Genomic DNA, 24962 nt, shown 5'->3' with positions numbered 1-24962 from the left:
GGCCTTCTCAGCTTGTGAAGGCAAGGGCGAGTTTTATCAGGATCATTCCGCCAACAACTACGAGAAGCGCGGACACGAAGGCCTTCAGCGTTGCGCGCGGCAACACATGAGCCAACTTGGCGCCAGACCACGTGCCGAAGACGATACCGAAACCCAAGATTGATCCAAGCAGGGGATCAAGTGTCCCCGCCACAATATTTCCGCTGGTCGCGAGGACGGCGATCGGCAACTGAATAGCCTGAGCCAATCCGATGGCTGCAAGCACCGGCATCTGCATCCACACTAATATCGGAATTAGTACGAGGGGGCCGCCGGTTCCCGTCAAAGCAGAGGTAAAGCCCGTGACTGCGCCGATATTCGCGAGAATGGGCTTAGAGATAATTCCGCCATCGGCGGGCTCTGCCGCCGACTGGATTAAGAGCGCGTGTACTCCTGACGCGGCCGTCAACGTTCCTACGACGAACTCAATAATCGATGCCGGAATAGCGTTTGCAGCCAATGCTCCGATGAAGGCGGCAGGCATAGCACCCGCCCACATCCAGGCGGTCATATCCCAACGGATGGAATTACTCCGGGCGAAGACAAGCGTTCCCACTGCTCCGGACAGCAGAAAAGCAAACATGGCGGCCGCTATCGCCACATGAATGGGTACGTTCGCCAAGTATACGAGTGCCGGAACGACGATAACGCCGCCGATTCCGACGCAACCTATCAATAGTCCTGCCCCCATGCCGAGACCGGCAAAGAGTAGCAATTGCGCGAATTCCATGCGTTTGGCCCCCTGATGACCAAATCCAGGTCATCGCTTGCTCAACACATGGACATTCAATGAGGCAAGCGACGCAGGCCATAATCGCTGACGCACAAAAATGCGCCATAGGGTTGGCGTTCGAAAATACCAAACCAATAATAGATGACACCAATAATTGATGAAACTTATTGAACTAGAACTTTTATGAGCATGTTACTATTATTATTCCAAAGCCCATGTCAGAGCCATGACAGGGTATAGGTCTGGAAACCCTCAGGAAGTGCACCGATGTTCCTACGCCAGTTCAAATATCTCGTAGCGGTCGTTGAAGAGAAACACTTCGGTCGAGCAGCGAAACGTTGCAACGTTACCCAACCGAGCCTCTCGAGCGGCATCAAGCAATTTGAGCTGGAAATCGGTGTGCCGATATTCTTGCGCGGCCGTGGTCAGCGCTTCCATGGTCTGACACCCGATGGTGAACGGATCGCCAAATGGGCACGCCTCATCCTCTCGCATTGCGAAGCGATGCGCGACGAGATCAAGGAACGCCAGGACGACCTGCACGGCTCATTACGGATGGGCGCTATGCCCTCAATGTCTCCTGTTCTTCCTGTCCTTCTGGAAAAAGTGCGCGAGCGCTATCCGAATGTCCGCATCGACGTCCACTTCATGGGCAACGAAGCGATGAAGCTCGGACTTGATAACTTCAATCTTGATTGCGCGCTGACGTACATCGACCAGGCAGATCTCGGTCGCCGCAATGTTATTCCGATCTATTCCGAAAAGCTTAGCCTGTTGGTTCCGGACACAGCCGAGTTTGAGGGCCGTACTCAGATCACTTGGAAAGAAGCGGCAGAACTTCCTCTCGCGATGCTTCGCTCTAGCATGCATGAGCGCCGGTTTGTCGACAGCATCTTCGAACAGGTTGGCTGCGACGTCGTTCCAAAGGTTGAATCCGAATCCATTCTTCACCTGATGTTCCAGGTTCAATGCACGGAACTCTCGACGATCATTCCGGCACACTTCAAACGCATGCCCGGCCTGCATGCCGGCACGAAGGCGCTCGATCTCGTCGAGCCCGTGATGAGCCAGGAGGTCGGGCTGTTCTGGGCTGAAGGCGAAATCATTATGCCGATGGCCAGCGCGCTGGTCTCGATCGTGAAGAAGCTAAACAAGTCTGGCGAACTTCGCAGGCTGCTCGGCGACGACGAGAAATCCCAGGGCTCAAGAAAATCAAAGACGACTGTCCAGGCACAGCCACAGACACCCTGTGCGATCAACGCCGCACGTGTGCCAGTCTCCAATGGCGACACTGAAGAGCAGCAGCGCGTCGCCCGCCATCTGCGCCTAGGCGATCACGATATCCTGTGAGTTTATAGAACGTGCCACCGACACCTCGGGGGCACGTTTTTTTTCTGGTTCTCGTATTCAGCAAAAAAATCGGGGCAGCTTGGTTTCCAAGCCGCCCCGTTTTCAGTTCTAAATATCGACCTTTTTTACATCTTAGTGCGCATGTGGTTTGCGCTGTGCGGCGATCGATTTCTGCAAGAAGGCGACCACTTCCTCCGGCGACATGTTGTCGGAGATGATACGGCGCGCCATCAAAATGTAATTCGCGTTGAAGTTTCCGCTGGAAGCCTGCTCTTCCGTCCCAACGAAGAAATATGGCTCTGGCCTAGATGTGTTGCTGATCGCCATGCCGACTCTCAGAAGTCGTCCACCGGAGGCTTGGATCGGCATTTCAATGCCGATCTGGAAGCTGTTCGGCCAGCATTTGATTGCGGGCGGCTGTGCCGTCGACGTGCCTGCAATCGAAATGGTTCCATCCTCGGCATGCTTGCTGGCAAGCTGGGATAGGATCTGGCCTGCGTTCGTGTACCAGTTATTCAGGACCGCTAGCTCTTCCTGGTAGGATTCAGGAGCGAACTCTTCATTGTCACCCGACATGAGGTTTTCAGGCGTATAAGGGAGGTTCTTGGAGAACCGGTCGCGGTCCAGGCCGCGATGGAGAAGTTCAACCAAAGCCCACGCTTCCACATGCGCCGGAGAGCGATCCTCGAAGTAGAGGACGTGCGGAACAAGCTTGTCGCCTTCCCGGAACTGCATCTCCATATGGGGCAGACGCAATTCCACACGGTACTTGTCCTCGAAGGCTTTCGTGGAGAAAGCACCGTGTTCGGTATCCCATATCAATTCGACCTGCCGGTTGCCGTTTTCCGGCGCCCGAAAGCTGTTCGCGAAACGGGCAAGCCAATGAATGCCATTGTGTGCTTGGCGCCGGGCCTCATTCAGCTTTCGGCTATCTATTGTTTCAATCGTTTTCCACGCGACCGCGGTCATTTTATTTCCTCCGGAAATTTCGCCGGTTGTTTAGCAACGAGGTTCTTATCGCCTGACGAAATTACGCTTTATCCGCACCGTAGAACAGCATCACAGCGTGATCCGCCTCGGCGAAAAATAGCCAACGTTCAACGAGCAAGCCCGCACCGGCGCTGACAGCCGCAGTAAGAGCGACCGGCAAGGCTACCAGCGTGGACAGCATGGGAAGCAGAAGCAGACAAATCGGCGGCACCAGAAAGATCAGGTAGGTTGCCACAGTGCGCAGCTTCTTTGCGTGCTTGCGGGCCACATGGTACCCCATCTCGCGCATGACGAAGTTCGGACGCGAGTGCGGCGCTTCAATCATTCCAACCTTGCCGAACCGACCGAGGCCCGTTGCAGACTCTACGGTCAGTGAACGCTTGGCGCCATCTACGGTTTGCCACCACATGGTCTTGAGAATGAAGGCTACAACGACCAGCGCCACTGCGAGACCCGCCGTCCACCACGTCACTCCGGTTGAGGCCGCGAGGATGACATGGAAAAGAACGCCGCCGCTGGCGAGGGCCAAACCGACATAAACCGGTGCAGTCCAAGGCTGGTGCCACGAGCGAATGGGGGGCAGCGATGCGTAAATCATCCCCGTTGCCCAGACCGTGCAGAGCGACAAGATCACTGTGCCGATCGCGAAAACCACCACGATGCCGGACAGGTTCTCAAAAAACACCCACGAAATCCCGAGCAGGCCAGCCGGAGCATACGTTGCGACGGCGAGCACGCCTTCGCGCGATAGCCATGACGAGCGCCATTGCGAAAACGCCCGCCAAGAACGCTCAGGACGTCCAAGGTGGAAGGTTGATGACAGCAGGCCGGCCGTAATCAGCGCCAGCGCCAAACCGAGGCCTGCGAAGCCGATACCCCAGTGGGGTGGGACGACACCAAGGGTGCCAGCAATCGCCATCCAGATGAGCAGGCCGTAGCCCGCTCCGGATGCGGTCGTGAAGAAGATCACCGAATAAGCAGGATGCATGGTCTTGTTTGTCTCGTTGTCTCGTTGGGGCGCGGTTCCCGCCCAGTGCTTGGCTTATCCATTTGCCTGCGGCCTACCGCAGACGGTGATTACCGTGACAGCATCTGATCTGCCCAGGCGAAGAGGCGTTCGGTCACACTGCCGTCAGTCTTTGCAGGCGGTGGTGCCGTATAAGACTGTGTGGAAGTGGCCGAGTTCCGCTTCGGCCGAGGCGGGAGATACTTGTTGACCGGCTTGTAGTTCATCTCTGGCAGGAGATCGTAACCACCGCGTTCGGCAACGAGTTGCGACACATCACTGTTGGGATCGCCGAGATCACCAAAGTGGCGCGCCCCGGTTGGGCAGGCGCGGACGCATGCCGGGATCCGATCCTCTTCGGCCAAGTGTTCGTTATAAATACGGTCAACGCATAGCGTGCATTTCTTCATGACGCCGTGGGCATAGTCGTATTCACGTGCGCCGTACGGGCAAGCCCACGAGCACAGCTTACAGCCGATGCATGTGTCCGGATTGACGAGGACGATGCCGTCCTCGTCACGCTTATAAGACGCGCCGGTTGGGCAGACCGTGACGCATGCCGGCGTTTCACAATGCAGGCACGAGCGCGGAAAGTGTACCGTCCGGCCTTCAGCACCGTCGTCGACCTCATAGGCATGGATACGATTGAGCCAAGCGCCATGGGGATCGGCACCGTAAGGGTCCTGATCGGACAACGGGGCCGAGTAGCCGCCTGTATTCCATTCCTTGCAGCTCGTGGCGCAGGCCTGACAGCCAACGCACGTATCAAGGTCGATGACGAGACCAAGCTTCCGCTCGGTGGTCTCGGGTAGCATGGTCATGAGTTGTTCCCCCTGAACTCAACTCCGAATGTAGAAACCTCAGCGACCTCGCGCTTCAGAGGGCTCTTGAGCGGCTCGAAACGCGGGCTGGTTTGTTGTTCTTCTCTTTCTAGCGCGCGCTCGATCCTGATCCTGAGATCGTACCAGGCGGCCTGCCCAGTGATCGGGTCCGAGTTGGAGAAGCGGTAGCCACCAGCTCGCTCGGGCAACAATTCCGAGATCAGGTGGTTCAACAGGAAGCCGTGGGTAGCTTCAGGTGCATCGTTATCCAGGCCCCACGCGCCGGAACGCTTGCCGATGGCATTCCAGGTCCAGACAGTGTCGGGATTGACACCATCCATTAGTCGGACCTGAGCTTTCACACGGCCCATAGCGCCGTGAATCCAGACCCAGTCATCGTCCTTAACGCCCAGGGCTTCTGCGCGGCCCCGATGCATATAGAGACGGTTCTGCGCCGTGATCTGCCGAAGCCACGCGTTCTGCGATCCCCACGAGTGATACATATGCATCGGCCGTTGCGTGACCGCGTACATCGGGAACTCATCGGTATCGAGAACCGCTCCTTCGAAGGGCGCGTACCAGAAAGGAATCGGATCAAAGAACGCCTCGATCCTCTTCCGGTGAGAATCCGGTGGCTGGATTTCGCCGTGACCACGCGCGGCCAAGCGGAACTTCTGCAAAGGCTCGACGTACAGCTGGAAGATGATCGGATCAGCCGAGCCGATGAAGCCAACTTCCTTCGCCCACTCCAGGTAGTCCTTGTTAGCGTGCTTGAAGTAGCGCTGCTCGGGCTTCAAGTGGTGCATGTAGAAGCAGCCGTTCTTGATGTACTCATCGAGCTGGTTGGGGTTCGGTGCCCCCTTGCCGTACTGATCGCCATTGTTGCCACGGAAGCCTGCCAACGGGCCGACGCCCGGGCCGCGCTCGTGGTTGACGATATAATCAGAGTATCCGCCAGGATACTTCGGCGAACCATCATCGTTGACGAAGCCCGGCAACCGCAAGCGTGCACCAAGATCGATCAAAACGGTCTGGAACGGACGGACATCGCGGTCCGGCTCGACAACCGGCTGACGAATTGAGTCGGCAGGTCCATCAGGATCGGAAACCGGACGGTCCAGAATCGAGATGCAGTCCCAGCGCTCGAGATAAGTTGTATCCGGCAGAATAAGATCGGCGTAGGGCACCATCTCCGAGTAGTAGGCGTCGGAATAGATGATCTTCGGGATCTTATATTCGCCGGTATTCTCGTCTTTCGCCGTCAAATGCTTCAACACGCCTGGAACGTTCATCGTTGAGTTCCAGCTCATGTTGGCCATGTACATGAACAGCACGTCGACCGGGTATGGATCGCCCATCGCGGCGTTGGTGATGACCATGTGCATGAGGCCGTGAGCCGCAATCGGCGCGTCCCACGAATAGGCTTTATCGATGCGTTCCGGACCATTTTCCGGGCTAAGCAACAGGTCTTCTGGGCCTGTCACGAAGCCAAGCGGCGCACCATTAAGCGGCGTGTTCGGCTTAACGGTTCCGTGCTTGCCTGCCGGCTTGTTGTGCGGCGGGGTCGGACGCGGATATGGGGGCTTGTAACGGAAGCCACCTGGGCAGTCGATAGAGCCGATAAGGATCTGCAGCATGTGGATCATTCTGCAGGTCTGGAAGCCGTTGGAGTGCGCCGAAATTCCGCGCATCGCATGCATCGAGACTGGCCGCCCGATCATCTTGTCGTGGCGACGCCCAGCCCAATCGGTCCAAGCAACGTCGAGCGTGATTTCCTGCTCGAATGCCACTTCGGCGATCTCCGCGGCGATTCGACGAATCGTATCCGCCGGTACGCCGCAGGCTTTTTCGGCTGCTTCCGGAGAATAGGACGGAGACAGGAAGCGCTCTGCGATGGGTTGGAATGACGGACGTGCCTTGCGACCGTCAGGCAGAGTGAACTCGCCTGCCAAAGCCGGAACAACGTCGGCCTGAGTGGCATCCGCCAACTGGTTTGTTTTCTTGTCGAAGCACAGCGGCTTTCCAGCTTCGTCGCGCGCAAACAAACCATCGTCAGCGTCGCCAGGCGAATTGATGACCAGCCAGGGTGCATTAGTGTAGCGCACGAGGTAGCCGACATCGATCTTTTCGGTGCGCAGAAGTTCGTGGATCAAGCCACCGACAAACATGCCGTCGGTGCCGGGCTTCACGCCGATCCATTCATCCGCGATTGCCTGGTAGCCAGTGCGAATCGGGTTGACCGATACGACCTTGGCGCCGCGCCCCTTGAGCTTTCCAAGCCCCGCCTTGATCGGATTGGAGGCGTGGTCTTCGGCAACGCCGAAGAGAACAAAATACTTCGTGAGGTCCCAGTCGGGATCGCCGAACTCCCAAAACGATCCGCCGAACGTGTAGAGACCTGCTGCAGCCATGTTAACGGAGCAAAAGCCGCCGTGCGCCGCGAAATTGGGTGTTCCGAATTGCTGTGCGAACCACCCTGTCAGGGCCTGCGACTGGTCGCGACCGGTGAAGAACGCGAGCTTTTTGGGGTCCTTATGACGAACGTCACCGAGCCAGCGCGTTGCCAGACCCAGCGCTTCTTCCCAGCTGATTTCCTTGAATTCACCTGAGCCGCGCGGACCAACCCGCAGCAGTGGCGCCTGCAGGCGCGCAGGTGAATAATGCTGCATAATGCCGGCAGACCCTTTGCCGCACAAAATGCCTTTGTTCACGGGATGGTCGCGGTTGCCCTCGATATACCGGACCTTGCCGTCCTTCAGGTAAACCTTAATTCCGCACCGACACGCGCACATGTAACAGGTCGTGGTCTTGATCTCGTCAGCCGGATTTGCCGACAGGTCAATCTTGACTCCGTTCCCGTTAGATCCATTCGAACCCACGATCTTTGCTCCACCCTTTGCGCCGTGTTGGACCATTGACCCAGGATTAAGGTCCGGCCACAGGCTCAGATTTGTCGTTTTGTATCGCCCGCTGCAACGGGGCACCGCAGGCTGCCGCTCGCTCCGCTTAGCCGTGAGCTGAGCATTACCAGCACCTGAATACACTATAGCAGCACCCGTCGACACCTTAAACCGTGGAGGTGAGCGAGGCGCAATGTAAAGTCATTTTGGTCTATCGATAGATTGATCAAGTTTACAGCTTGCGAGCCCAAGTGTCGGCAGGCCGACATGAAATTTGTCGCAGTGACACTCAAGAATCGCTGAAACGACAATTGTTTCGACGCAGCAAAATCAAACATATTGATTTCGTCTACAAACCTATCCAATCAAACAATCCCGCCAACGTTTCTCTCTGTGCTATCGACTGCATCGTGAGGCCAAATAAACGTCGGCGTCTGCCCGATCACGGCCTCTTGAGGGTGATCAGAGCGAGCGCCGTTAAATTCCATGACTTTAGTCGTGTGGATACGGATCCCCTCGCGCCAGGATCGAGATCAAAAAACCGGGGTAGGGACCCTTTAACAAAAAAAGCCGCTAGGCGGCGGAGGAAGACAACGCATGACCGTCAAGTCAGACATTGAGATCGCACGCGAAGCCAAGATGAAGCCGATCTCTCAGGTGGGCGAGAAGATCGCGGTGCCGGGTGACGCGCTGCTCAACTACGGACCTTACAAGGCGAAGATCTCGGCCGAGTTCATCAACAGCGTCAAAGATCGCCCCGATGGCAAACTCATTCTGGTGACTGCGATTTCGCCAACGCCGGCTGGCGAAGGCAAGACGACGACGACGGTCGGTCTGGGCGATGGTCTGAACCGCATCGGCAAGAAGGCGATGAGCTGCCTGCGCGAACCCTCACTCGGGCCCTGCTTCGGCGTGAAGGGTGGCGCGGCCGGCGGCGGTTATGCCCAGGTCGTGCCGATGGAAGACATCAACCTGCACTTCACCGGCGACTTCCACGCCATCACGTCGGCGAACAACCTGCTCGCCGCGATGATCGACAACCACATCTACTGGGGCAACAAGCTCGGCCTTGACGAGCGCCGCATCACCTGGCGCCGCGTCATCGACATGAACGACCGGGCGCTGCGCTCGATCGTCAACTCGCTCGGTGGCGTTTCCAACGGCTTCCCGCGTCAGGACGGCTTCGACATCACGGTGGCCTCGGAAGTGATGGCGATCCTGTGCCTTGCCAGCGACCTCAAAGATCTGCAGCGCCGCCTCGGCAACATCGTCGTCGGCTATACGCGCGACAAGAAGGCGGTGCTGGCGCGGGATCTGAAGGCGGACGGCGCTATGACCGTGCTGCTCAAGGACGCGCTGATGCCGAACCTGGTGCAGACCTTAGAGAACAACCCCGTGTTCATCCACGGCGGTCCGTTCGCCAACATCGCGCACGGCTGCAACTCGGTGCTGGCCACCAAGACGGCCTTGAAGCTCGCCGACTATGTCGTGACCGAAGCCGGCTTCGGCGCGGACCTCGGCGCTGAGAAGTTCCTCGACATCAAGTGCCGCATGGCCGGTCTGAAGCCGGATGCCGCCGTCATCGTGACGACGGTGCGCGCCATGAAGATGCATGGCGGCGTCGCCAAGAACGATCTCAAGGGCGAGAACGTCGCGGCGGTCGCGAAGGGTTGCGAGAACCTCAAGCGTCACATCGAAAACATGCGCAAGTTCGGCCTGCCGCCGGTGGTTGCCATCAACCAGTTCATCACGGACACGGATGCGGAAATCGATGCGGTCCGGGAAGCGGCTGAATCGGTCGGCGCCAAGGCGTTCCTGTGCTCGCACTGGGCAAACGGCGGCGCCGGTATCGAGGACCTGGCCCGCTACGTCGCGGAGCTGGCGGATTCGGGCCAGGCGGACTTCAAGCCGCTGTACCCCGACGACATGCCGCTGTGGGACAAGATGAACACCATCGCCACGGAAATTTACCGGGCTTCGGGCATTACCGCCTCGGCGTCGGTCAAGGCGCAGTTCAAGGATCTGCAGGACGCCGGTTACGGCCATCTGCCGATCTGCGTGGCCAAGACCCAGTACTCGTTCTCGACCGATCCCAACCTGCGCGGTGCGCCAACGGGCCACGAAGTGCCCGTGCGTGAAGTGATCCTGGCGGCGGGTGCGGAATTCATCGTCGCGGTCGCGGGTGACATCATGCGCATGCCCGGCCTGCCGAGCGTGCCCTCAGCGGAAGCCATCCGCCTCAATGATCAGGGCCATATCGAGAACCTGAGCTAACCCAAAGCCGGGGAGGGGCGCAGCAGCGCCTCTCCCCGGCATCTTACACTTATTTATTTCCGGTGGCGTTCGGCGACGAATGCCGAAAAGAGGTTCGGAGATGACAGCAAAAATTATCGACGGAAAGGCAGTCGCCGCCTCAGTACGCGAAGAGTGCCGCACGCGAGTCGACGTCATCAAGGAGCGTTACGGCGTTACTCCTGGACTGGCAGTGATCATGGTTGGCGAAAACCCAGCCTCAAAGGTCTACGTCTCCAATAAAATCCGTGCTTGCGAAGAGGTCGGCATTAATTCGACCAAGTATCTGTTTCCCGATACGGCTTCCCAAGAGGAAGTGCTGGATCTCATTGAACAGCTCAGCATCGATCCAACTGTTCACGGGATCCTCGTTCAGCTGCCGCTGCCCAAGCAGTTCGACATCGAACGCGTTCTGGGTGCTATCAGTGCACAAAAGGACGTTGACGGCGTCCATATTTATAATGTCGGCGGCCGTGTCGTCGGCAATACGTTCTTCCAGCCTTGCACACCCTTTGGCGGGATGCGTCTCCTCCAGCACGAAGGCATCGAGGTTGCCGGACGTAACGCGGTTGTAGTTGGCGCCAGCAACATTGTCGGCAAGCCGATGGCGCTCATGCTTATGCAGAATGAGGCCACGGTTTCGGTTTGCCACGCGCGCACCCGCGACTTGGCACAGTTCACGATCCTTGCGGATATTCTGGTCGTCGCGGCCGGTTGCCCGAATCTGATCCTTGAACAGATGGTCAAGAAGGACGCTGTTGTCATCGACGTGGGGATTAATCGTCTGCCAAATGGCCGTCTCGTCGGCGATTGCGACTACGAAGGCGTGCGGAAGCGGGCTTCCTACATCACGCCGGTACCAGGTGGCGTGGGGCCGATGACGGTCACGATGCTTCTGGTCAACACAATCAGCTCGGCAGAACGTTCATTAATGGCGGCTTCTTACCGGGCCTCAACAAACATTCACGAGGCTCACGGAGCATAATACATAAGGGCGTCGGCACCTGTTTCTTGACTTGACGGCCGGCGGGCTCCCCGCCGGATTGTCGTAAGTACATGTACAAACGGCTGGCGGGTCTTGGCAAAGCGGCTTGCGAGGTCCCGCCCCTGGAGCTATAAGGTCGCTTCGCTTGGCGACCGACCTCCGCGCAAAGTTCCTTTGCCGACGTTCGGCGGCAGCAATCACATATCCTCGGTCGGGCGGAGCGTAGCGCAGCCTGGTAGCGCACTTGCTTCGGGAGCAAGGGGTCGGGAGTTCGAATCTCCCCGCTCCGACCATTATTTCGGTTGTGATTTGCCACGCACTCCGTCCACATCATCACATACAGCCCCGCCAGACCGATGCGCGTATTCGTAGCCGAGCGCTCTATGGACCAGCCTCAGAGTCACCTCAAGAAGGTGACGCAGAGGATAAAGATAAATGCGCCCACCATTAGTGTGGCGTGGAATGACATGAGCAGGCGTCGAGCCTCAGCTTCAGGCATAAAACTTGAGAGTATCAAAGCCATAGTGGTTCATCTTTCTGCTCGCCGAGCTATGTGCTCGGCGTAACTGGCGCGCCCTGCAAACACGAGACAGCTGTGATTTATGCCGTATCACCGGTTCGCCGCCCCGAAAGTCTCCCGGAGCGGCGGACATGTCAGTTAGGTAAGGACTTTTTAGAGCTGGTTAGAGCTGGCGCCCGTTCGCAAAGGCATCAACCTCACGTTTGGCTTCCTCGTGATCTAGCGAGTATTTTGACTGAACCTGGCTAACCAAATCCGCATTGTCTTTTAGGGCTCTGATTTCCTGATGTGAGAACTTGCCCCACTTCTGCTCAATCTCGCCCCTCATACCGCTCGGTGAAGCTGTGTTGGTCTGGGTGTTTTTCTGGGCTTGTGCGTTGTCAGTCATGATGTATCTCCAAATTATACAATATTGAAAATCTAGATTTTGAAACTCGATGAATTCGAACTTCCAAACATACATATGGATAATACATTCGACAAAACAATGCCGATCGCAGAAATAAAAGCTTAAATACTAAATTTGTCAGCACTGACACAAATATACTTGCAAATATTTTCGATTAAATATTTTAAAGATACTTATTCTTTCTACAAAGTCTATTTAACAACATTTGCTGTGTCGACTGATCCGCTACGAGCTTTGCCTTGCCTCGGTTACTGGTGCACAGCCCAATCCCAAAAGATTGCTTGCTTGAAGTCGCACCCTTACCACCCCTGATTGTTGCAGCCTCAACGACGTTGCTTTCGCGCTACTTGGTAGGGCGCTTGCTTCGGGAGCAAGGGATTGGGAGTTCGCATCTCCCCGCTCCGACCATTATTTATCTTTCGGATAGTCAGGGCAGCCCCTTCGCGTCATAAGTTGTCCCGTGAGGGCCGGGTACCGCCCTGGCTCGGTTTGCTCGCCGTTAGAGGGCATTGCCTGCACCCGCTGCGCGGGGCACGACTTCATTAAATTGGTGCTTCGGCTTTTGAGCTATAACGGTCACAAAAGCTCTACGACGTACTCGCGCAGACGCTCCGCCAGCCGCCGCGCATCGCCGCTCCGAATTCCCCGTTCATCGACGGTTTTGCCCAGATACGCCCTGCGCACATGCTCGAGTATCGCGGCATCCTGATTCCGGATTTGTGGGATGGCCCATTCAGCGGCTGCATCTTTCGTGACGAACTCACCCGTGCTGGCGGTTCGCCACATCCTCGCAAGTGTCAAAAGGACGTTCCGCTCGTCTCCTTCAAAACTGTCCAGCAGCGCCGGGAGTGCATCCCGCATGGCCTGCCGGACCTGCTCTGGGGGGATTACAGGCAGCAGCTCGGGTGCGCGCGGGCCGAACAGGGGCAGAGCCGCCTGACGGGCTTGCGCGAGAACCAGCGTATGTTCGGGATCATGTGCGAGCATCGGTCTATCACCAGCCTCGAAAGCGTCCCGCAACCATTCGCCATAGATGAATTCTGCCCGCGCCGGGAAGGCCACTTCAGTAAAGTCGGATAGGCGGAATACCATGACCTCAAGGCAGCGCGGGCCTCCCGGCGTTGCGGGATGGCGGCCGGATAGTCGCAGCAGCGCCGTCAACAGTTCATCACGCTGATCGTCGGTCAGGTCGCGCTCCACGACCGCCAGAAGGTCAATGTCGCTCTGCCGCTGAAGCCGGTTTAAACCCGCCGACCCATGCAGATAAACAGCAAGCAACGTCTCCCCAAGGATGGCGCGCAAAGCCGCTACCGCTCTTTGTGTCTGCTCGGCTTGTTCTGGTCTCGTCTGCATTGGTCGCCTCGCTTCTCGTGAGGCGCTTAGCACCCAAAAGGTGGCTTTGTCCCGCATAGCCGCCCTCAAGAAGATCGCAGCGTCGCCACTCCTGGTTTCAGGACTTGCGCTTTTTTCCTCGCGCTATACGACGATCCGTTTGGTTCCAGTTCCGGATGAGACCAGGAGATTGCTGCATGCCAACCGCCCGCAGAATCGTTGTCGAGGCCCACGGTGGGCCAGAGGTTCTATCGCTTGTATCCGTAGACGTGCCACCGCCTGCCGCGGGAGAGGTGACAGTCCGACACTCCGCGATCGGCTTCAATTTCATCGACACCTACCAGCGTAGCGGCAGCTATCCGCTCGACTTGCCGAGCGGTCTCGGCTTTGAGGCGGCCGGGCGCGTTGAGGCGGTCGGGGACAGCGTGATCGGGATCAAAGTCGGCGACCGGGTTGCGTACATGAACGCGGGCGTGGGCGCCTACTCCGAACTGCGCAATGTCCCCGCAGCAAAACTCGTCGTCTTGCCGGACAACGTGAGCGATGAAGCTGCCGCTTCGCTGTTGTTCAAGGGAATGACTGCGCAGTATCTCGTCCGCAAAACGCATGCTGTCCAGCCGGGCGACCTGCTGCTTGTTCATAGCGCTGCTGGCGGCGTTGGGCAGATCCTGACCCGCTGGGCTACCGCGCTTGGTGCGACCGTGATCGGAACGACGAGCTCTCCCCACAAGCGCGATCAGGCGCTGGCGGCCGGAGCCGTCGCGGTCATCGACACGAATGATGAGAATTGGCCAGAGGCATTTGTGAAAGCAGCAGGCGGCCGCAAGGCCCGCGTTGTCTATGATGCCGTTGGCAAAGACACGCTTCTCAAGTCCCTGGACTGCGCTGCGCCTTTCGGTCTCGTCGTCATTTACGGTGCCGCCTCGGGACGCGCACCTGCCATCGATCCCGAATTGCTGAACAAGAAAGGCTGCCTCTTCCTGACGCGCCCGTCCGTCTTCCCGCACAATGCCGATCCGGAGACGTTCCGCGCTAACGCGGCCGATCTGTTCGATGCCATCGGCAAAGGACATGTCACCGTCGACATCGGTGCGCGCTTTCCACTTGAGCAGGTCGCCGACGCCCATAGAGCCGCCGAGGCACGCAGCGTAACCGGCGCTATCGTGATCACGCCGTAGGCAACGTTCGTATCAACGTACGCCTCATGGGCGGGGTTCGAACTTTCCCCGCTCCCGGCCAAAGGGGGCTCCGACACGGCGGGTGAGCGTTGATGCGTCCGCTATGGCACGAACGCGATTGCCCGCGCGGGTGCGCCGGACCCCTTCGCGATCTTCATCGGCAGCACGATGGCCCACGCTCCGGTGGCGGGCAGTTGGTCGAGATTTGTCACATTTTCCAAGCCGACCACATTGGCGGCGCCTGCGATGCGGTGGACGAGGAAGTCCTTCGAAGGCCCGTTGTCAATGCTGGCGGTGTCGACGCCCAAGACCGCGACGCCGCGGTCGACAAGGAGGCGCGCCGCCTCAGGCCCATAGGAGGGAAAGTGCAGGTTGCTGGCATCGCCCGGCGTGTCGTCGCCGAGATATGCGCGTTTGTTGGGCCAGCGGCTGCTCCAGCCCGTCCGCAATAGAACGATAGCGCCGTCTGGAATCTTGCCGTGGGCATGTTCCCAGTCGCTCACATCCTGTGCGCTTAACGTGTAGTCCGTATCCTCTGCGGCCTTTGTCGACACGTCGATAACGACCGCTGGCCCGCTTAAGCGATCGATGGGAATTACAGCGGTCGTCTGGCCACGTTCGGCAAAGTGAAAGGGTGCGTCGACGTGCGTGCCCCCGTGCTCGGGTGAGCAAAATCTGTAGGACGCATAAAAGAAGCCCCGCTCGGTGACGCCTTTGTGTACTTCGTCGAGTTGAAAGGTTTTCGTCTCCGTCGGCCAATAGATTGTATTGGCGTCGATAGGATGGGTGAGGTCGACGATCGTCGCCTTGGTGACATCAAGGGCCTGCGCCGCTGGAGCTGAACTGAGTGAGGACGACGTGACTATCAGCACTATGAACGCGAAGGTGGAGTACAAACGGAGGAATATGGTCATTGCCGCCTCCCGGAATGATTGCGGTGAGGAGCGTAGATGAACGCTAGCACCGGAGCCTATACCGACTGTTTTAAGCTAGCTTACCCCGTTTGCGCGCGCTGCCCACGCGATCAAGTTGCTGAGGCCTACAGGGCGCCCGAGACGTAAGGGGTATCCGGTTCTATGGTGATTACGCCGTAGGGCTGGGACGATAGCTGTGCTGAGATGCAGAACCCTAACGTTAAGAGTTAGGAGTTAGGATCTCCGCCGTTCGATCATGTTTCCGTGACGATCGCGGACTTCGATCTCTAGCGAAACGGTGGCGCGAGTGGCAGCCGCTAGCCCAACGTGTACGAACTCCCCGATCTGCGCGATCCATTGCTCACGTGTGCTGTCAGGTCGAAGCTGAACGTGCTCGATGCGGCTAGCAGCCGCCACCTTGGCGGCACCCTGCTGCAATGGGAATGGGCTGACCGTAATGCCACCGTCTGTGCCGATGTCGTCAATCCTGTAGGCGACTGCGGCTAATGCCTCTTGGTTGAGACGGCGCTTGTATCGGCGGCACTCCACGAGGACGATTGCGCGATTGCCTTCGCGGATGCCCTTCGCATCGATTTCCCAGTCTGTTCCGCTCTTGCGGCCAGAAGCCCTCTGTTTGCCTTCGATTTCCGCGAGCCCAAAATGTTTGCCGATCAGCTGCAGAACGTATACCGCAACTTCCTCGTAGTTTTCCCATGCTTTATCGCGCTTGGTCGGACGGTGCGGTGGTGCGATGGACTTTTCCTATTGGCTAGACTTTCACTGTCAAAGTAACCGCGACTTTAATGTCCACCCGGGCGGAAGTCGACACTGGCTAGTCTTCCTTTGTCATCAGCTAAGTTCCCTTAGGTCAATCGTCCAACAGATCCGTCGGCTTCGCCCATTTATGCTATGTTAGAGCGCGTTAGATCGCAGCGCACCATTGCGCGGCCTTCAATCGCCGAAACAGAACCAGCGGGTAACCGCTCACTCTTAGCTTTTCCGATCATGAGCGCCAAACTGACATTCAATACAGACATGACGTTTTCGTACGGCGAGCCGGCGCCAATGGCACCGGGCGTGCAGCGGATCGTTGCGAACAACCCAGGCCCATTCACGTTCAAGGGGACGAATACCTACCTAGTGGGGACCGAGACTCTTGCCGTCATCGACCCGGGCCCGGACGACCCAGCCCATCGCGACGCCATTCTTGCGGCGGCTAAGGGACGGCCGATCACGCACGTTCTCATTACCCATACCCATCGCGACCACGTAGATGGTCTTGCCGCATTGCAGGAGGCGACGGGCGCGAGGAGCTATGGCTATGGCCGCCGGCAGTTTGCGACGCAGATGAAAGGCACAAGCCCTTCGGGCACTGAATTCATCGACCAGGACTTTGCGCCGGATGTGGTGGTGCAAGATGGCGATGTGATCTCGGGACCCGATTGGGCTTTGCTGGGGCTCTACACGCCCGGCCATGCACCGGACCATCTCTGTTTTGAGCTCCGCGACCAAGGCGTAATCTTTTCCGGTGACCACGTCATGGGCTGGAACACGACGGTTATCGCACCACCCGAAGGCCATATGGCGTCATACTTGGCGTCTCTGGAACGTCTGCTTGAACGGCAGGGCGAGATTTATCTGCCGGGTCACGGCGGCCAAATCGAAACGCCGCAACGCGCCGTGAAAGCCTATCTGCTGCACCGGCAATGGCGCGAGCAAGCCGTGCTCCGCGCCGTGCGCGGTGGAGTTGGCAGCATTCGCGATATCGTCCGGCTTATCTATCCCGACCTTTCGGACAAGCTGATTACCGCAGCCTCGCTGTCCGTCCAGGCGCATGTCGAGCATCTGATGGACAAAGGTGAAATCGAAAAGCAAACGCCGCTCGATTTCGATACGCCGCTCAGCGCTCGCGCCTAGCGCTGCTGCGGCGTGGCGTGTCGCCCTCCGCAGTCGGTACTGTCGCTTCCAGCCGAACAACGATCTCCTTCAGTATTCGCCGGATGCGTTCCGTATTGCGTCCGAGATCATGGGCGCCGTAGCGCGAGGCCGACCGCACATCGATTTGCGCAGTCTGGCTGTTGCCGGTCACGCGGATCGCGACGTCATCGTAAAACCCCCAGATAGGTGTGCGGTCATAGGCTTCAATCAATCCGGTAGCCGGAAAATCCTCGCCAGGCGGTTCTTCATTAACGAGGGACAAACGCTGACGGCGCAGGGCGTCAGCGGAAATTTCGTAGGCCTCCGCTACGGAGCGATTGATCTGCAGTGGGCGCAGGTCCGGATAAGCCCGCATCTGCGCTTCCGCAAATGCCGCCCCTGGATACTTAGGGTTGTTTGCATCACGCGCGCGGGCGGCAGCCAACTTCTTGAAGGGGGGTGGTGACTTCGTATCCGTCGTCAAATCATTGATTTCGGGCTTGTCTCTGATCGTCGCCAACTGCGGCAGCGGCCAGCCAATGACGGCCAGTGCAATCAGAACCCCCACAAAGACCCGCGCGCCCCCGGCAGCGCCGACCCGCCATATTCGAACGCTGGCGATGAAAGCCAACGCGAGCGAGATAAACCCGCCGAGAATTGAAAGCTTGACGAGATTGAGCGCCACGGGTGTCGGAATAGAAAACAGCCTGTGAAGGAACAAGGCAGACAAAACAAGCGCCGCGCTGAAGAGCGCGATGCGCGTTGTCCAGCGTGCTGACACTGGTGTGGTCTCACTCGCATCCTCAGTAAGCGGCATCGTGAGGTCATTCCCCTTGCGAAGTGGTCGCGTGACGCACATCGTCACCGTGCAAAATTAGCTCATGACGACTGAGCCTGCGCGCCGCTCTATGGGAAGAGGCACTGCTTGTGCCATTCCACATCGGCTGTGGCTCGACGAAACACCAGACGATCGTGGAGACGGTAAGGCCGCTCGTGCCAGAACTCTATCTCCAGGGGGACCAGGCGGAAGCCCGACCAATGGGGAGGACGCGCAACGTCGGAGCCGGAAAACCGGGCTTCCTGTTCCGCAACGCGACTTTCGAGAACCTCGCGCGAGGGTAGCCTGCGCGATTGATCAGACGACCATGCCCCGATCTGACTCCCCCGCGGGCGCATTGCAAAATAGGCGTCGGCCTCATCGGGCGTGACGGTTGAAAGAATACCGCGCACGCGGATTTGGCGCTGCAGAGATTTCCAGTGAAACAAAAGCGCGGCCTGCGGGTGTGCCTTGAGCTCTTGGGACTTTGCACTGGTGAGGTTGGTGTAGAAAACAAAACCTTGGTCTGGACCGACCTCGTCATCGAGACCCTTAAGCAGCACCATGCGCACATTCGGCATGCCGCGCTGATCGACCGTCGCCAGCGCCATTGCATTGGGATCGGCTGGCTCGCTCGCTTCCGCTTCCGTCAGCCACGCGGAGAACAAAGCAAAAGGATCATCCGCTCCGAGAAAGTCTTCACTGGCCGCTTGCCCCGGCTCCGTCTTGAAATTGCCGTCCTCTTTCGATTTCACTTCGCCACCGATCATGGTTAACGCCTCAATTTCCCGAATCGCACGAATGACGCGACCGTTTAGTTGCTCTTAACGCGTAACGTGCACACTTGGAATCTCGCGGCTTAAGTTTGTGGGCCGATTGTCTTGTCTTTGCGTTCTGCTTGATGTGAGCGTCATGCGTCATTGTAATTGCTTGCCTTCATTGCTGGCCATATTTGTGGTCATTGCCGCTGCCTCTATTATGGGCGCGGCTTCAGCAACTGCTGCGGATGCGCAAACATCATCTGCAAACACCGAGTGCAAAGATACGCAAAACGGTGGGCAAACGCTGCGTCCAAAGTTTGCTGGGCTTTCCGCTCCCGCAGTTACCGTATTCGATGTCTCTGATCAGCGCGCGGCGCTCGAAAGTGTGCAGTATGCCCTGACTGAAATCAGTGACGGGGCTAGCTATGTCTGGCATCGTGGTCATGGTAAACTCTCCGGTGTCGTGCAGCCGACCCAGTCATTCAAGGACGCGAATGGCAAAATATGCCGTCATTTCGTCGTCATGCTCGCCTCGGGCACCTATACAAAACGCACGGAAACTGTCGCGTGTCGGACGGAGGATGGCATCTGGCAGCTCGACGGCTAAGAAATCATTGGCTTTTTTGATATTTCGGCGCTCGCCACCCCGCGGGCGCCCCTTCGTGTCACTTAGCCGCCGACTTCCTATCACATGGCCATCTGGACCACGGGGCCCTTTTGTGTAGGATGCGCGCGAAACATCATAGAAACTTAAAAAGGGCTTAGGGCTTATGACCGAACCTGCGCCGGGCACGGGCGCCGCCACTGGCACTCTGATGACTGGCAAGCGCGGCCTTATCATGGGGGTTGCCAACAATCGTTCAATCGCCTGGGGTATCGCCAAAGCATGTGTGGCGCAGGGCGCTGAAGTCGCTCTGACTTATCAAGGCGACGCGCTTAAAAAACGCGTTGAGCCGTTGGCTGCTGAGCTTGGCTCCAACCTCGTGCTCCCGTGCGATGTCACCAATGCGGCTTCGATGGATGCCGTATTTGAATCTCTAGGCAATGCCTGGGGTGGCCTTGACTTCCTGGTCCACGCCATCGCGTTTTCCGACAAATCCGAGCTCGACGGCCGTTATGTCGACACCACGGAAAAAAACTTCTCACAAACGATGCTGGTGTCGTGCTTTTCGCTCACGGCATTGGCCCAGCGCGCTGAAAAGTTAATGCCGTCAGGGGGATCAATCCTCACGCTTACCTACTATGGCGCTGAAAAGGTCATGCCCCATTACAACGTGATGGGCGTTGCCAAGGCCGCCCTAGAAGCGTCCGTCCGCTATCTCGCCGCCGACCTCGGGCGTACGGGAATCCGCGTCAACGCTATTTCTGCCGGGCCGATCAAAACGCTAGCGGCATCGGGAATCTCGGACTTCCGGTATATCTTGAAGTGGAACGAGTATAATTCGCCGCTACGCCGGACTGTAACGATTGAAGAAGTGGGCTCTGCGGGGCTCTATCTTTTGTCGGATCTCTCACGTGGCGTAACCGGTGAGGTCCATCACGTCGACTCCGGCTATCACGTGCAAGGCATGAAGAACGAGGACGCGCCCGATATTACAGTGGCTAAAGGGGATTAGCTGGTTGCGGCCTTCCGCGGCCGCCTTTATCCCGCTTTTCGGATCATTCAGGGTCTACGGCATCAGCCTATCGATGCATTGCGCGCGTGTTGTGAGCTACCATATGCCTGAGGTGGCGGGCACGAAGCATTACGATGGGGACCATGCTTGAAGATGTCACAATATACTGCATCCGACACGGTGAAACGGATTGGAATGCAGAGTCGCGCTATCAAGGCCAGGCCAATATTCCCCTAAACGCGCGAGGGCGCGCGCAGGCCAAGCGCAACGGCGAAGCACTTCGGCAATTTCTGCCCCAGATCGCCGACGCGGACTTCGTCGCCAGCCCGCTCGACCGCGCGTATGAGACCATGCGTATCGTGCGCCGTGCGCTGGAGCTTCCAGAAGACGACTTCCGTCTCGAAGACAGATTGCGCGAAGTTCACTATGGACATTGGGAAGGTAAGCTGCTCACCGAGCTTCCTGAGCTCGATCCGGTGGGCGTGGCGGACCGGCGGGCCGATCCCTTCAAATGGCGTCCCGACGGGGGCGAGAGCTATTCAGACCTCATGGAGCGTGTGGCGGAATGGCTGGAGACCGTTAAGCGGGATACAGTTATCGCGGCGCATGGCGGCGTCAGCCGATCGCTCCGGGGGTATCTACTCGGTGCGGACATGGGCGGTGTCTTACGTGTGCCCGTGCCTCAAGATCAGGTCCTGATTATCCGCAACGGTGAAATGCAGTGGCTCTAGCGGCCATGCGCGCTCCCACACCTCTACCGTCTCATAAAAGCAGAAAGAGCTGAAGCAGCGGCCGCCTCAGCTCTTTCCAACGCTGGTTAAAGAATCGCTCCTACGGGTTGCTCAGACCCACAAGAGAAACTCCTTTTGCATGGTAATCACGACGCTCCCTTCGTTGTATGTCGTTCAGCTTGGTTGAACAAACGAAGGCGCGACGGACTCTTTACCTACGCGGCTGCGTGTTCCGGCTTAGCGTTCCTCATCCTAAGCATGTAAATGCCAGCCGGTTCCCTGTGGAATCTTCGGCTCGGTCATTGAGGTTGAAAACCCGGAGTTTGCCGAAGACACGCCTTGGGTGGGCTGTGTCGACGGGAATCACGCTGTTACTGAATCTGAGTCATAAGCTGCGTTGCGGGGCATTGTCATCCAGAATGCCCGCTACGGGTGGGTTGCGACGCGCTTGCCGGCCCCGTAAATGTCTTTTGCAACACACTCCGCTATAGAATCAGCGGGCAACCGACACCGAGGATGTATCATTCTCGTCGTCCCTTTTGCCGTACGAGGCCCATGTCACACAACTCATTCGGTCATCTTTTCCGCCTTACGACCTGGGGCGAAAGCCACGGTCCGGCGATCGGCGGCGTCGTTGATGGCTGTCCACCAGGAATTCCCCTTGAGGCCTCGGAAATTCAGACCTACCTCGACAAACGTAAACCGGGGCAATCGCGCTTTACGACGCAACGTAAAGAGCCGGATACAGTCGAAATCCTTTCGGGTGTTTTTCAGGATCAATCCGGTCGACAGGTCACGACCGGAACACCTATTTCCCTGATGATCCGAAACGTCGATCAGCGGTCGAAAGACTATGGTGAGATTGCCCGCACATTCCGCCCGGGACATGCCGACTTCACATACCAGCAGAAGTACGGAATTCGCGATTATCGCGGCGGCGGCCGTTCGTCTGCGCGCGAAACGGCTGTGCGGGTCGCGGGGGGTGCCGTCGCGCGCAAGATCCTCGACGGCGTGACATTCAAAGGCGGATTGGTCCAGATCGGCCCACACAAGATCAATCGTGACCGGATTGACTGGGGGACCGTCGATGACAACCCCTTCTTCTGCCCCGATCCGAGCGTGGTCGACTTCTGGTCGACCTATCTCGACGGCATCCGCAAGGATGGTTCCTCCATCGGCGCAGTCGTCGAGGTGATCGCGGAGGGTGTGCCGGCGGGCCTCGGCGCCCCGCTCTACGGAAAACTCGATCAAGATCTCGCGTCAGCGATGATGAGCATCAACGCCGTTAAGGCCGTCGAAATCGGTGACGGCATGATGGCGGCGACGCTTACGGGAGAAGAGAACGCTGATGAAATCCGTCTCGACAGGGATGGGCAACCAGTGTTCCTATCAAACCATGCAGGCGGCATTCTGGGCGGTATTTCAACGGGGCAGCCCATCGTCTGCCGGTTCGCGGTAAAACCGACGTCGTCAATTCTCAAGCCGCGCTTGACGATTGATGCCGACGGCAACGAGACGGAAATCGTCACAAAAGGCCGGCACGACCCGTGTGTTGGAATTCGGGCCGTGCCAATCGGGGAAGCCATGATGGCAATCGTACTTGCCGACCATTTGCTGCGTCATAGGGGACAATGCGGACCGGGCGGCTAGCCAAACAGTACTTGAGGGCAGAATGGGCATTCCCGCGCGAGATATTGAACACGCCGAAGGTTACATCGTCCGCTACGATAGCGCGAAAGCGGGTACCCGCGTTTATGCAATGGCAGCGATCGGCGTGGGCGTGTGCGCCGCCGCTATTTTGCTGGGCAGCGAAATTTTGATTGCCCTTGGCCTCGGCGCTCTCGCCACGGCTTATTATTTCTATCCGTTTCTGGAAGCACGCCGCGCCCGGCTGGGGGCCAATGAATACGGCATCTTCATAGAGGGTTTCGGCCTTATCGACTGGCGATCCATCCGGCGTATCGAGCTCGTTCCCACTTCCGTGAGGAGTATCATCCTCCACGAGTTGCAAGTCCAGCTTAGCCAACCGGTCTCAAGAGCACTGCTCGTCGATTGGCGCCGCATGCCACTTTACCGCCGGCTGATGCGCCTTCCCTGGGTTATAACTCCTGATGACAACACGCTCCACGTCGAGTTGGACTCATTCAAGCAGTCCCCCGAGACGGTGCACCGCACTCTGCAAAGCATCTGGCAGCACTATCGCGGCTGGTGAGCTTCACTTGGGAACCGGTGTGCTCTCATTCTGTACCCGGGTCTTCGCGGGCAGAGGTACACCTGCAGTTTTGAACGCTTCTGCCTGACGCGCCTCGACGACTGCAGGGTCGAAGTCTTGAATGGTTTCATTAAACAGCTCGTACCAGTTGAGCTTGGCGCCAAGATGCAGGAATACGCCACCTAGGCCAATCGCAGCGCGATCCATGAAGACGAACTCGCGCGGGACGGTCACTGGCCCCTTTTCCTTCAGCATCTTGCTCACAGTGAAGGCTTCCTTGCGGCCATACTCGCCCGGAGCGGTATCCTCGGCGATGGTGCGCTCGCGATCATCGAGTAAGGGGCCGTAGATGAACCGCGCCCAGATCGTCAGCGCCTCGATTAGTTCGTCGTTGAGGCCCCGAAAGCCCCACCTCTCGTAGGCATGGACGATGAGGTCGCGGTCGTTGCGTTGCAATCCCGTATAAAGATCGATGACGCCGCTGATGAACGAGATCGGAAAGGTCCGGATGCATCCGTAATCCAGGAGGTTCACGCCGCCGGGTTTCGCGTCAGCCTCGGAGGATGGGAAGATCGTGTAGTTGCCCAGATGCGGATCGCCATGAATGGCCCCGAAATGACTGAAGGGGTACCACCATGCTCGGAACATCGCGCGCGCAATCGTATTGCGGTCTTCGAGTGCGTGCTCCTTGAACTCCAGCAGTGGGCGCCCTTCCAGCCACGTCATGGATAGCAGCCGTTTGGTCGACAGCTCCGGCACGACCTCGGGCACCCGGATCGCCGCGTCGTCTCGGAAGATCAAATCGTAGAGCGCGATGTGGCAAGCTTCGAGTTCGTAATCGAGTTCCTCGCGCAGGCGCAGTGAGATCTCCTGATAGATTTCTTTCGTATCGATGCCTGGATCCATCCGGGCGTGAAGCTGGAAGATGACCCAGAGCTGATTGAGATCCGCCTCCACGGCCGATTGCATATCGGGATACTGCAGCTTGACCGCCAGATCGCGGCCATCGGCTGCGACAGCGCGATGGACTTGCCCTAGCGAGGCCGAAGCTGCTGCTTCCGTCGAGAAGTCCTTGAACCGGTCACGCCATTCCGGCCCAAGCTCCGCGACCATGCGCCGACGCACGAATCCGGGGCCCATCGGCGGTGCCTGGCTTTGAAGCTGCGCCAGCTCTCTGGCATATTCCTTTGGGAGAGCCTCTGGAATGGTTGAAAGCAGCTGGGCCACTTTCATAATCGGTCCCTTAAGTCCTCCGAGTGCCGCGGCAAGATCCTGCGCTGCCTTTGATCGGTCAAACTCAAGACCAAGAAAGCGTTGCCCCGCAAACCGCGCGGCCACGGAGCCGACGTTGGAGCCAACACGGGCATATCGCGCAGCGCGCGCTGAAAAGCGATTTTCTTCGTTGCTCATGTAGCTTTCCGGTTTTGACTTCAGGACTT

At 58.1% G+C, this 24962-nt stretch carries 22 protein-coding genes and 1 tRNA gene; 11 read left to right on the top strand and 12 right to left on the bottom strand.

The features are described from left to right. Positions 1-7 precede the first annotated feature (7 nt). Positions 8-769 carry a sulfite exporter TauE/SafE family protein gene (locus YBN1229_RS10775; protein WP_046479276.1) on the bottom strand — a complete coding sequence of 254 codons (762 nt, stop codon included), beginning with the start codon at positions 767-769 and terminating at the stop codon, positions 8-10. Between the two features lie 270 nt (positions 770-1039). Between YBN1229_RS10775 and YBN1229_RS10770 the strand changes: the two genes are divergently transcribed. Next, positions 1040-2122 (top strand): LysR family transcriptional regulator, encoded by a 1083-nt coding sequence (locus YBN1229_RS10770; RefSeq protein ID WP_082101100.1) that lies wholly within the window; start codon positions 1040-1042, stop codon positions 2120-2122. Between the two features lie 132 nt (positions 2123-2254). On the opposite strand, the gene YBN1229_RS10765 is transcribed toward YBN1229_RS10770, so the two are convergent. The 4 genes from YBN1229_RS10765 to YBN1229_RS10750 all read right to left on the bottom strand — a co-directional run bounded on the left by YBN1229_RS10765 (position 2255) and on the right by YBN1229_RS10750 (position 7854). Next, positions 2255-3091: a hypothetical protein gene (locus tag YBN1229_RS10765; RefSeq protein ID WP_046479277.1), complete on the bottom strand. Its 837-nt coding sequence runs from the start codon at positions 3089-3091 to the stop codon at positions 2255-2257. Between the two features lie 61 nt (positions 3092-3152). Beyond that, the gene (locus YBN1229_RS10760) at positions 3153-4100 is read right to left on the bottom strand and encodes a dimethyl sulfoxide reductase anchor subunit family protein (RefSeq protein WP_046479278.1); all 948 of its coding nucleotides are present in this window, start codon (positions 4098-4100) and stop codon (positions 3153-3155) included. An 89-nt stretch (positions 4101-4189) separates the two neighbouring features. Beyond that, positions 4190-4939 carry a 4Fe-4S dicluster domain-containing protein gene (locus YBN1229_RS10755; protein ID WP_046479279.1) on the bottom strand — a complete coding sequence of 250 codons (750 nt, stop codon included), beginning with the start codon at positions 4937-4939 and terminating at the stop codon, positions 4190-4192. Next, entirely contained in the window at positions 4936-7854 is a 2919-nt protein-coding gene (locus YBN1229_RS10750; protein ID WP_082101099.1) for a molybdopterin oxidoreductase family protein, read from the bottom strand. Before YBN1229_RS10750 ends, YBN1229_RS10755 begins: the two co-directional genes overlap by 4 nt. A 582-nt stretch (positions 7855-8436) precedes the next feature. Between YBN1229_RS10750 and YBN1229_RS10745 the strand changes: the two genes are divergently transcribed. From YBN1229_RS10745 to YBN1229_RS10735, 3 genes are all read left to right on the top strand, one after another. Then, positions 8437-10113 (top strand): formate--tetrahydrofolate ligase, encoded by a 1677-nt coding sequence (locus tag YBN1229_RS10745; protein WP_046478303.1) that lies wholly within the window; start codon positions 8437-8439, stop codon positions 10111-10113. A gap of 100 nt (positions 10114-10213) precedes the next feature. Beyond that, complete coding sequence (gene folD / locus YBN1229_RS10740; RefSeq protein WP_046500801.1) at positions 10214-11116, top strand: bifunctional methylenetetrahydrofolate dehydrogenase/methenyltetrahydrofolate cyclohydrolase FolD; 903 nt, start codon at positions 10214-10216, stop codon at positions 11114-11116. Between the two features lie 216 nt (positions 11117-11332). Next, positions 11333-11409: transfer RNA gene (locus YBN1229_RS10735), tRNA-Pro, on the top strand. A gap of 390 nt (positions 11410-11799) precedes the next feature. Here the strand turns inward: YBN1229_RS10735 and YBN1229_RS10730 are convergent. Both YBN1229_RS10730 and YBN1229_RS10725 read right to left on the bottom strand, forming a co-directional pair. Beyond that, a complete protein-coding gene (locus YBN1229_RS10730; RefSeq protein ID WP_046480280.1) occupies positions 11800-12024 on the bottom strand; it encodes a hypothetical protein in 225 nt (74 codons plus the stop codon). A gap of 597 nt (positions 12025-12621) precedes the next feature. Then, a complete protein-coding gene (locus YBN1229_RS10725; RefSeq protein WP_046478301.1) occupies positions 12622-13398 on the bottom strand; it encodes an aminoglycoside adenylyltransferase domain-containing protein in 777 nt (258 codons plus the stop codon). Positions 13399-13574: 176 nt separating this feature from the next. Here YBN1229_RS10725 and YBN1229_RS10720 point away from each other — a divergent pair, with 176 nt between their 5' ends. Further along, complete coding sequence (locus YBN1229_RS10720) at positions 13575-14555, top strand: quinone oxidoreductase family protein (RefSeq protein WP_046478300.1); 981 nt, start codon at positions 13575-13577, stop codon at positions 14553-14555. A 101-nt stretch (positions 14556-14656) separates the two neighbouring features. On the opposite strand, the gene YBN1229_RS10715 is transcribed toward YBN1229_RS10720, so the two are convergent. Together YBN1229_RS10715 and YBN1229_RS19150 are read right to left on the bottom strand one after the other, a co-directional pair. Then, positions 14657-15469, bottom strand: a complete 813-nt coding sequence (locus tag YBN1229_RS10715; protein ID WP_046478299.1) for a cyclase family protein — start codon at positions 15467-15469, stop codon at positions 14657-14659. Positions 15470-15703: 234 nt separating this feature from the next. Then, complete coding sequence (locus YBN1229_RS19150; protein ID WP_348270701.1) at positions 15704-16114, bottom strand: restriction endonuclease; 411 nt, start codon at positions 16112-16114, stop codon at positions 15704-15706. A 360-nt stretch (positions 16115-16474) separates the two neighbouring features. On the opposite strand from YBN1229_RS19150, the gene YBN1229_RS10705 reads away from it, so the two are divergent. After that, a complete protein-coding gene (locus YBN1229_RS10705; protein ID WP_046480279.1) occupies positions 16475-17386 on the top strand; it encodes an MBL fold metallo-hydrolase in 912 nt (303 codons plus the stop codon). On the opposite strand, the gene YBN1229_RS10700 is transcribed toward YBN1229_RS10705, so the two are convergent. Both YBN1229_RS10700 and pdxH read right to left on the bottom strand, forming a co-directional pair. Next, positions 17370-18203, bottom strand: coding sequence for a DUF1499 domain-containing protein (locus YBN1229_RS10700; protein WP_160298703.1), 834 nt, complete (start codon positions 18201-18203; stop codon positions 17370-17372). The genes YBN1229_RS10705 and YBN1229_RS10700 overlap by 17 nt on opposite strands. An 89-nt stretch (positions 18204-18292) precedes the next feature. Continuing rightward, on the bottom strand, positions 18293-18973 hold the full coding sequence (pdxH, locus tag YBN1229_RS10695) for a pyridoxamine 5'-phosphate oxidase (protein ID WP_046478297.1): 681 nt from the start codon (positions 18971-18973) through the stop codon (positions 18293-18295). A gap of 142 nt (positions 18974-19115) precedes the next feature. Here pdxH and YBN1229_RS10690 point away from each other — a divergent pair, with 142 nt between their 5' ends. The 5 genes from YBN1229_RS10690 to YBN1229_RS10670 all read left to right on the top strand — a co-directional run bounded on the left by YBN1229_RS10690 (position 19116) and on the right by YBN1229_RS10670 (position 23523). Further along, positions 19116-19571 carry an RT0821/Lpp0805 family surface protein gene (locus YBN1229_RS10690; RefSeq protein WP_244464900.1) on the top strand — a complete coding sequence of 152 codons (456 nt, stop codon included), beginning with the start codon at positions 19116-19118 and terminating at the stop codon, positions 19569-19571. A 163-nt stretch (positions 19572-19734) separates the two neighbouring features. After that, positions 19735-20580 carry an enoyl-ACP reductase FabI gene (fabI, locus tag YBN1229_RS10685; RefSeq protein ID WP_046478296.1) on the top strand — a complete coding sequence of 282 codons (846 nt, stop codon included), beginning with the start codon at positions 19735-19737 and terminating at the stop codon, positions 20578-20580. Between the two features lie 143 nt (positions 20581-20723). After that, positions 20724-21311 carry a histidine phosphatase family protein gene (locus tag YBN1229_RS10680; RefSeq protein ID WP_046480276.1) on the top strand — a complete coding sequence of 196 codons (588 nt, stop codon included), beginning with the start codon at positions 20724-20726 and terminating at the stop codon, positions 21309-21311. A 555-nt stretch (positions 21312-21866) separates the two neighbouring features. Continuing rightward, positions 21867-22961 (top strand): chorismate synthase, encoded by a 1095-nt coding sequence (gene aroC / locus YBN1229_RS10675; RefSeq protein WP_046478295.1) that lies wholly within the window; start codon positions 21867-21869, stop codon positions 22959-22961. A gap of 22 nt (positions 22962-22983) precedes the next feature. Next, positions 22984-23523 carry a hypothetical protein gene (locus tag YBN1229_RS10670; RefSeq protein ID WP_046478294.1) on the top strand — a complete coding sequence of 180 codons (540 nt, stop codon included), beginning with the start codon at positions 22984-22986 and terminating at the stop codon, positions 23521-23523. Positions 23524-23526: 3 nt separating this feature from the next. Here the strand turns inward: YBN1229_RS10670 and YBN1229_RS10665 are convergent, their stop codons facing one another. Next, complete coding sequence (locus YBN1229_RS10665) at positions 23527-24933, bottom strand: ABC1 kinase family protein (protein ID WP_046478293.1); 1407 nt, start codon at positions 24931-24933, stop codon at positions 23527-23529. Positions 24934-24962: the final 29 nt, after the last annotated feature.

Origin of the sequence: Candidatus Filomicrobium marinum, from assembly GCF_000981545.1 — a bacterium.
GTDB classification, from domain to species: domain Bacteria; phylum Pseudomonadota; class Alphaproteobacteria; order Rhizobiales; family Hyphomicrobiaceae; genus Filomicrobium; species Filomicrobium insigne.
This window is presented reverse-complemented; position numbering and strand designations above follow the sequence as displayed.

Bases quoted from the DNA above. Each gene is read 5' to 3' on its own strand.
- fabI (WP_046478296.1), top strand. From the start codon at position 19,735: ATGACCGAACCTGCGCCGGGCACGGGCGCCGCCACTGGCACTCTGATG.
- YBN1229_RS10770 (WP_082101100.1), top strand. From the start codon at position 1,040: ATGTTCCTACGCCAGTTCAAATATCTCGTAGCGGTCGTTGAAGAGAAA.
- YBN1229_RS10690 (WP_244464900.1), top strand. From the start codon at position 19,116: ATGCGTCATTGTAATTGCTTGCCTTCATTGCTGGCCATATTTGTGGTC.
- pdxH (WP_046478297.1), bottom strand. From the start codon at position 18,973: ATGATCGGTGGCGAAGTGAAATCGAAAGAGGACGGCAATTTCAAGACG.
- YBN1229_RS10745 (WP_046478303.1), top strand. From the start codon at position 8,437: ATGACCGTCAAGTCAGACATTGAGATCGCACGCGAAGCCAAGATGAAG.
- YBN1229_RS10670 (WP_046478294.1), top strand. From the start codon at position 22,984: ATGGGCATTCCCGCGCGAGATATTGAACACGCCGAAGGTTACATCGTC.
- YBN1229_RS10725 (WP_046478301.1), bottom strand. From the start codon at position 13,398: ATGCAGACGAGACCAGAACAAGCCGAGCAGACACAAAGAGCGGTAGCG.
- YBN1229_RS10730 (WP_046480280.1), bottom strand. From the start codon at position 12,024: ATGACTGACAACGCACAAGCCCAGAAAAACACCCAGACCAACACAGCT.
- YBN1229_RS10700 (WP_160298703.1), bottom strand. From the start codon at position 18,203: ATGCCGCTTACTGAGGATGCGAGTGAGACCACACCAGTGTCAGCACGC.
- YBN1229_RS10680 (WP_046480276.1), top strand. From the start codon at position 20,724: ATGCTTGAAGATGTCACAATATACTGCATCCGACACGGTGAAACGGAT.
- YBN1229_RS10720 (WP_046478300.1), top strand. From the start codon at position 13,575: ATGCCAACCGCCCGCAGAATCGTTGTCGAGGCCCACGGTGGGCCAGAG.
- YBN1229_RS10715 (WP_046478299.1), bottom strand. From the start codon at position 15,469: ATGACCATATTCCTCCGTTTGTACTCCACCTTCGCGTTCATAGTGCTG.
- YBN1229_RS10760 (WP_046479278.1), bottom strand. From the start codon at position 4,100: ATGCATCCTGCTTATTCGGTGATCTTCTTCACGACCGCATCCGGAGCG.
- YBN1229_RS10665 (WP_046478293.1), bottom strand. From the start codon at position 24,933: ATGAGCAACGAAGAAAATCGCTTTTCAGCGCGCGCTGCGCGATATGCC.
- YBN1229_RS10765 (WP_046479277.1), bottom strand. From the start codon at position 3,091: ATGACCGCGGTCGCGTGGAAAACGATTGAAACAATAGATAGCCGAAAG.
- YBN1229_RS10705 (WP_046480279.1), top strand. From the start codon at position 16,475: ATGAGCGCCAAACTGACATTCAATACAGACATGACGTTTTCGTACGGC.
- YBN1229_RS10750 (WP_082101099.1), bottom strand. From the start codon at position 7,854: ATGGTCCAACACGGCGCAAAGGGTGGAGCAAAGATCGTGGGTTCGAAT.
- YBN1229_RS10775 (WP_046479276.1), bottom strand. From the start codon at position 769: ATGGAATTCGCGCAATTGCTACTCTTTGCCGGTCTCGGCATGGGGGCA.
- aroC (WP_046478295.1), top strand. From the start codon at position 21,867: ATGTCACACAACTCATTCGGTCATCTTTTCCGCCTTACGACCTGGGGC.
- folD (WP_046500801.1), top strand. From the start codon at position 10,214: ATGACAGCAAAAATTATCGACGGAAAGGCAGTCGCCGCCTCAGTACGC.
- YBN1229_RS10755 (WP_046479279.1), bottom strand. From the start codon at position 4,939: ATGACCATGCTACCCGAGACCACCGAGCGGAAGCTTGGTCTCGTCATC.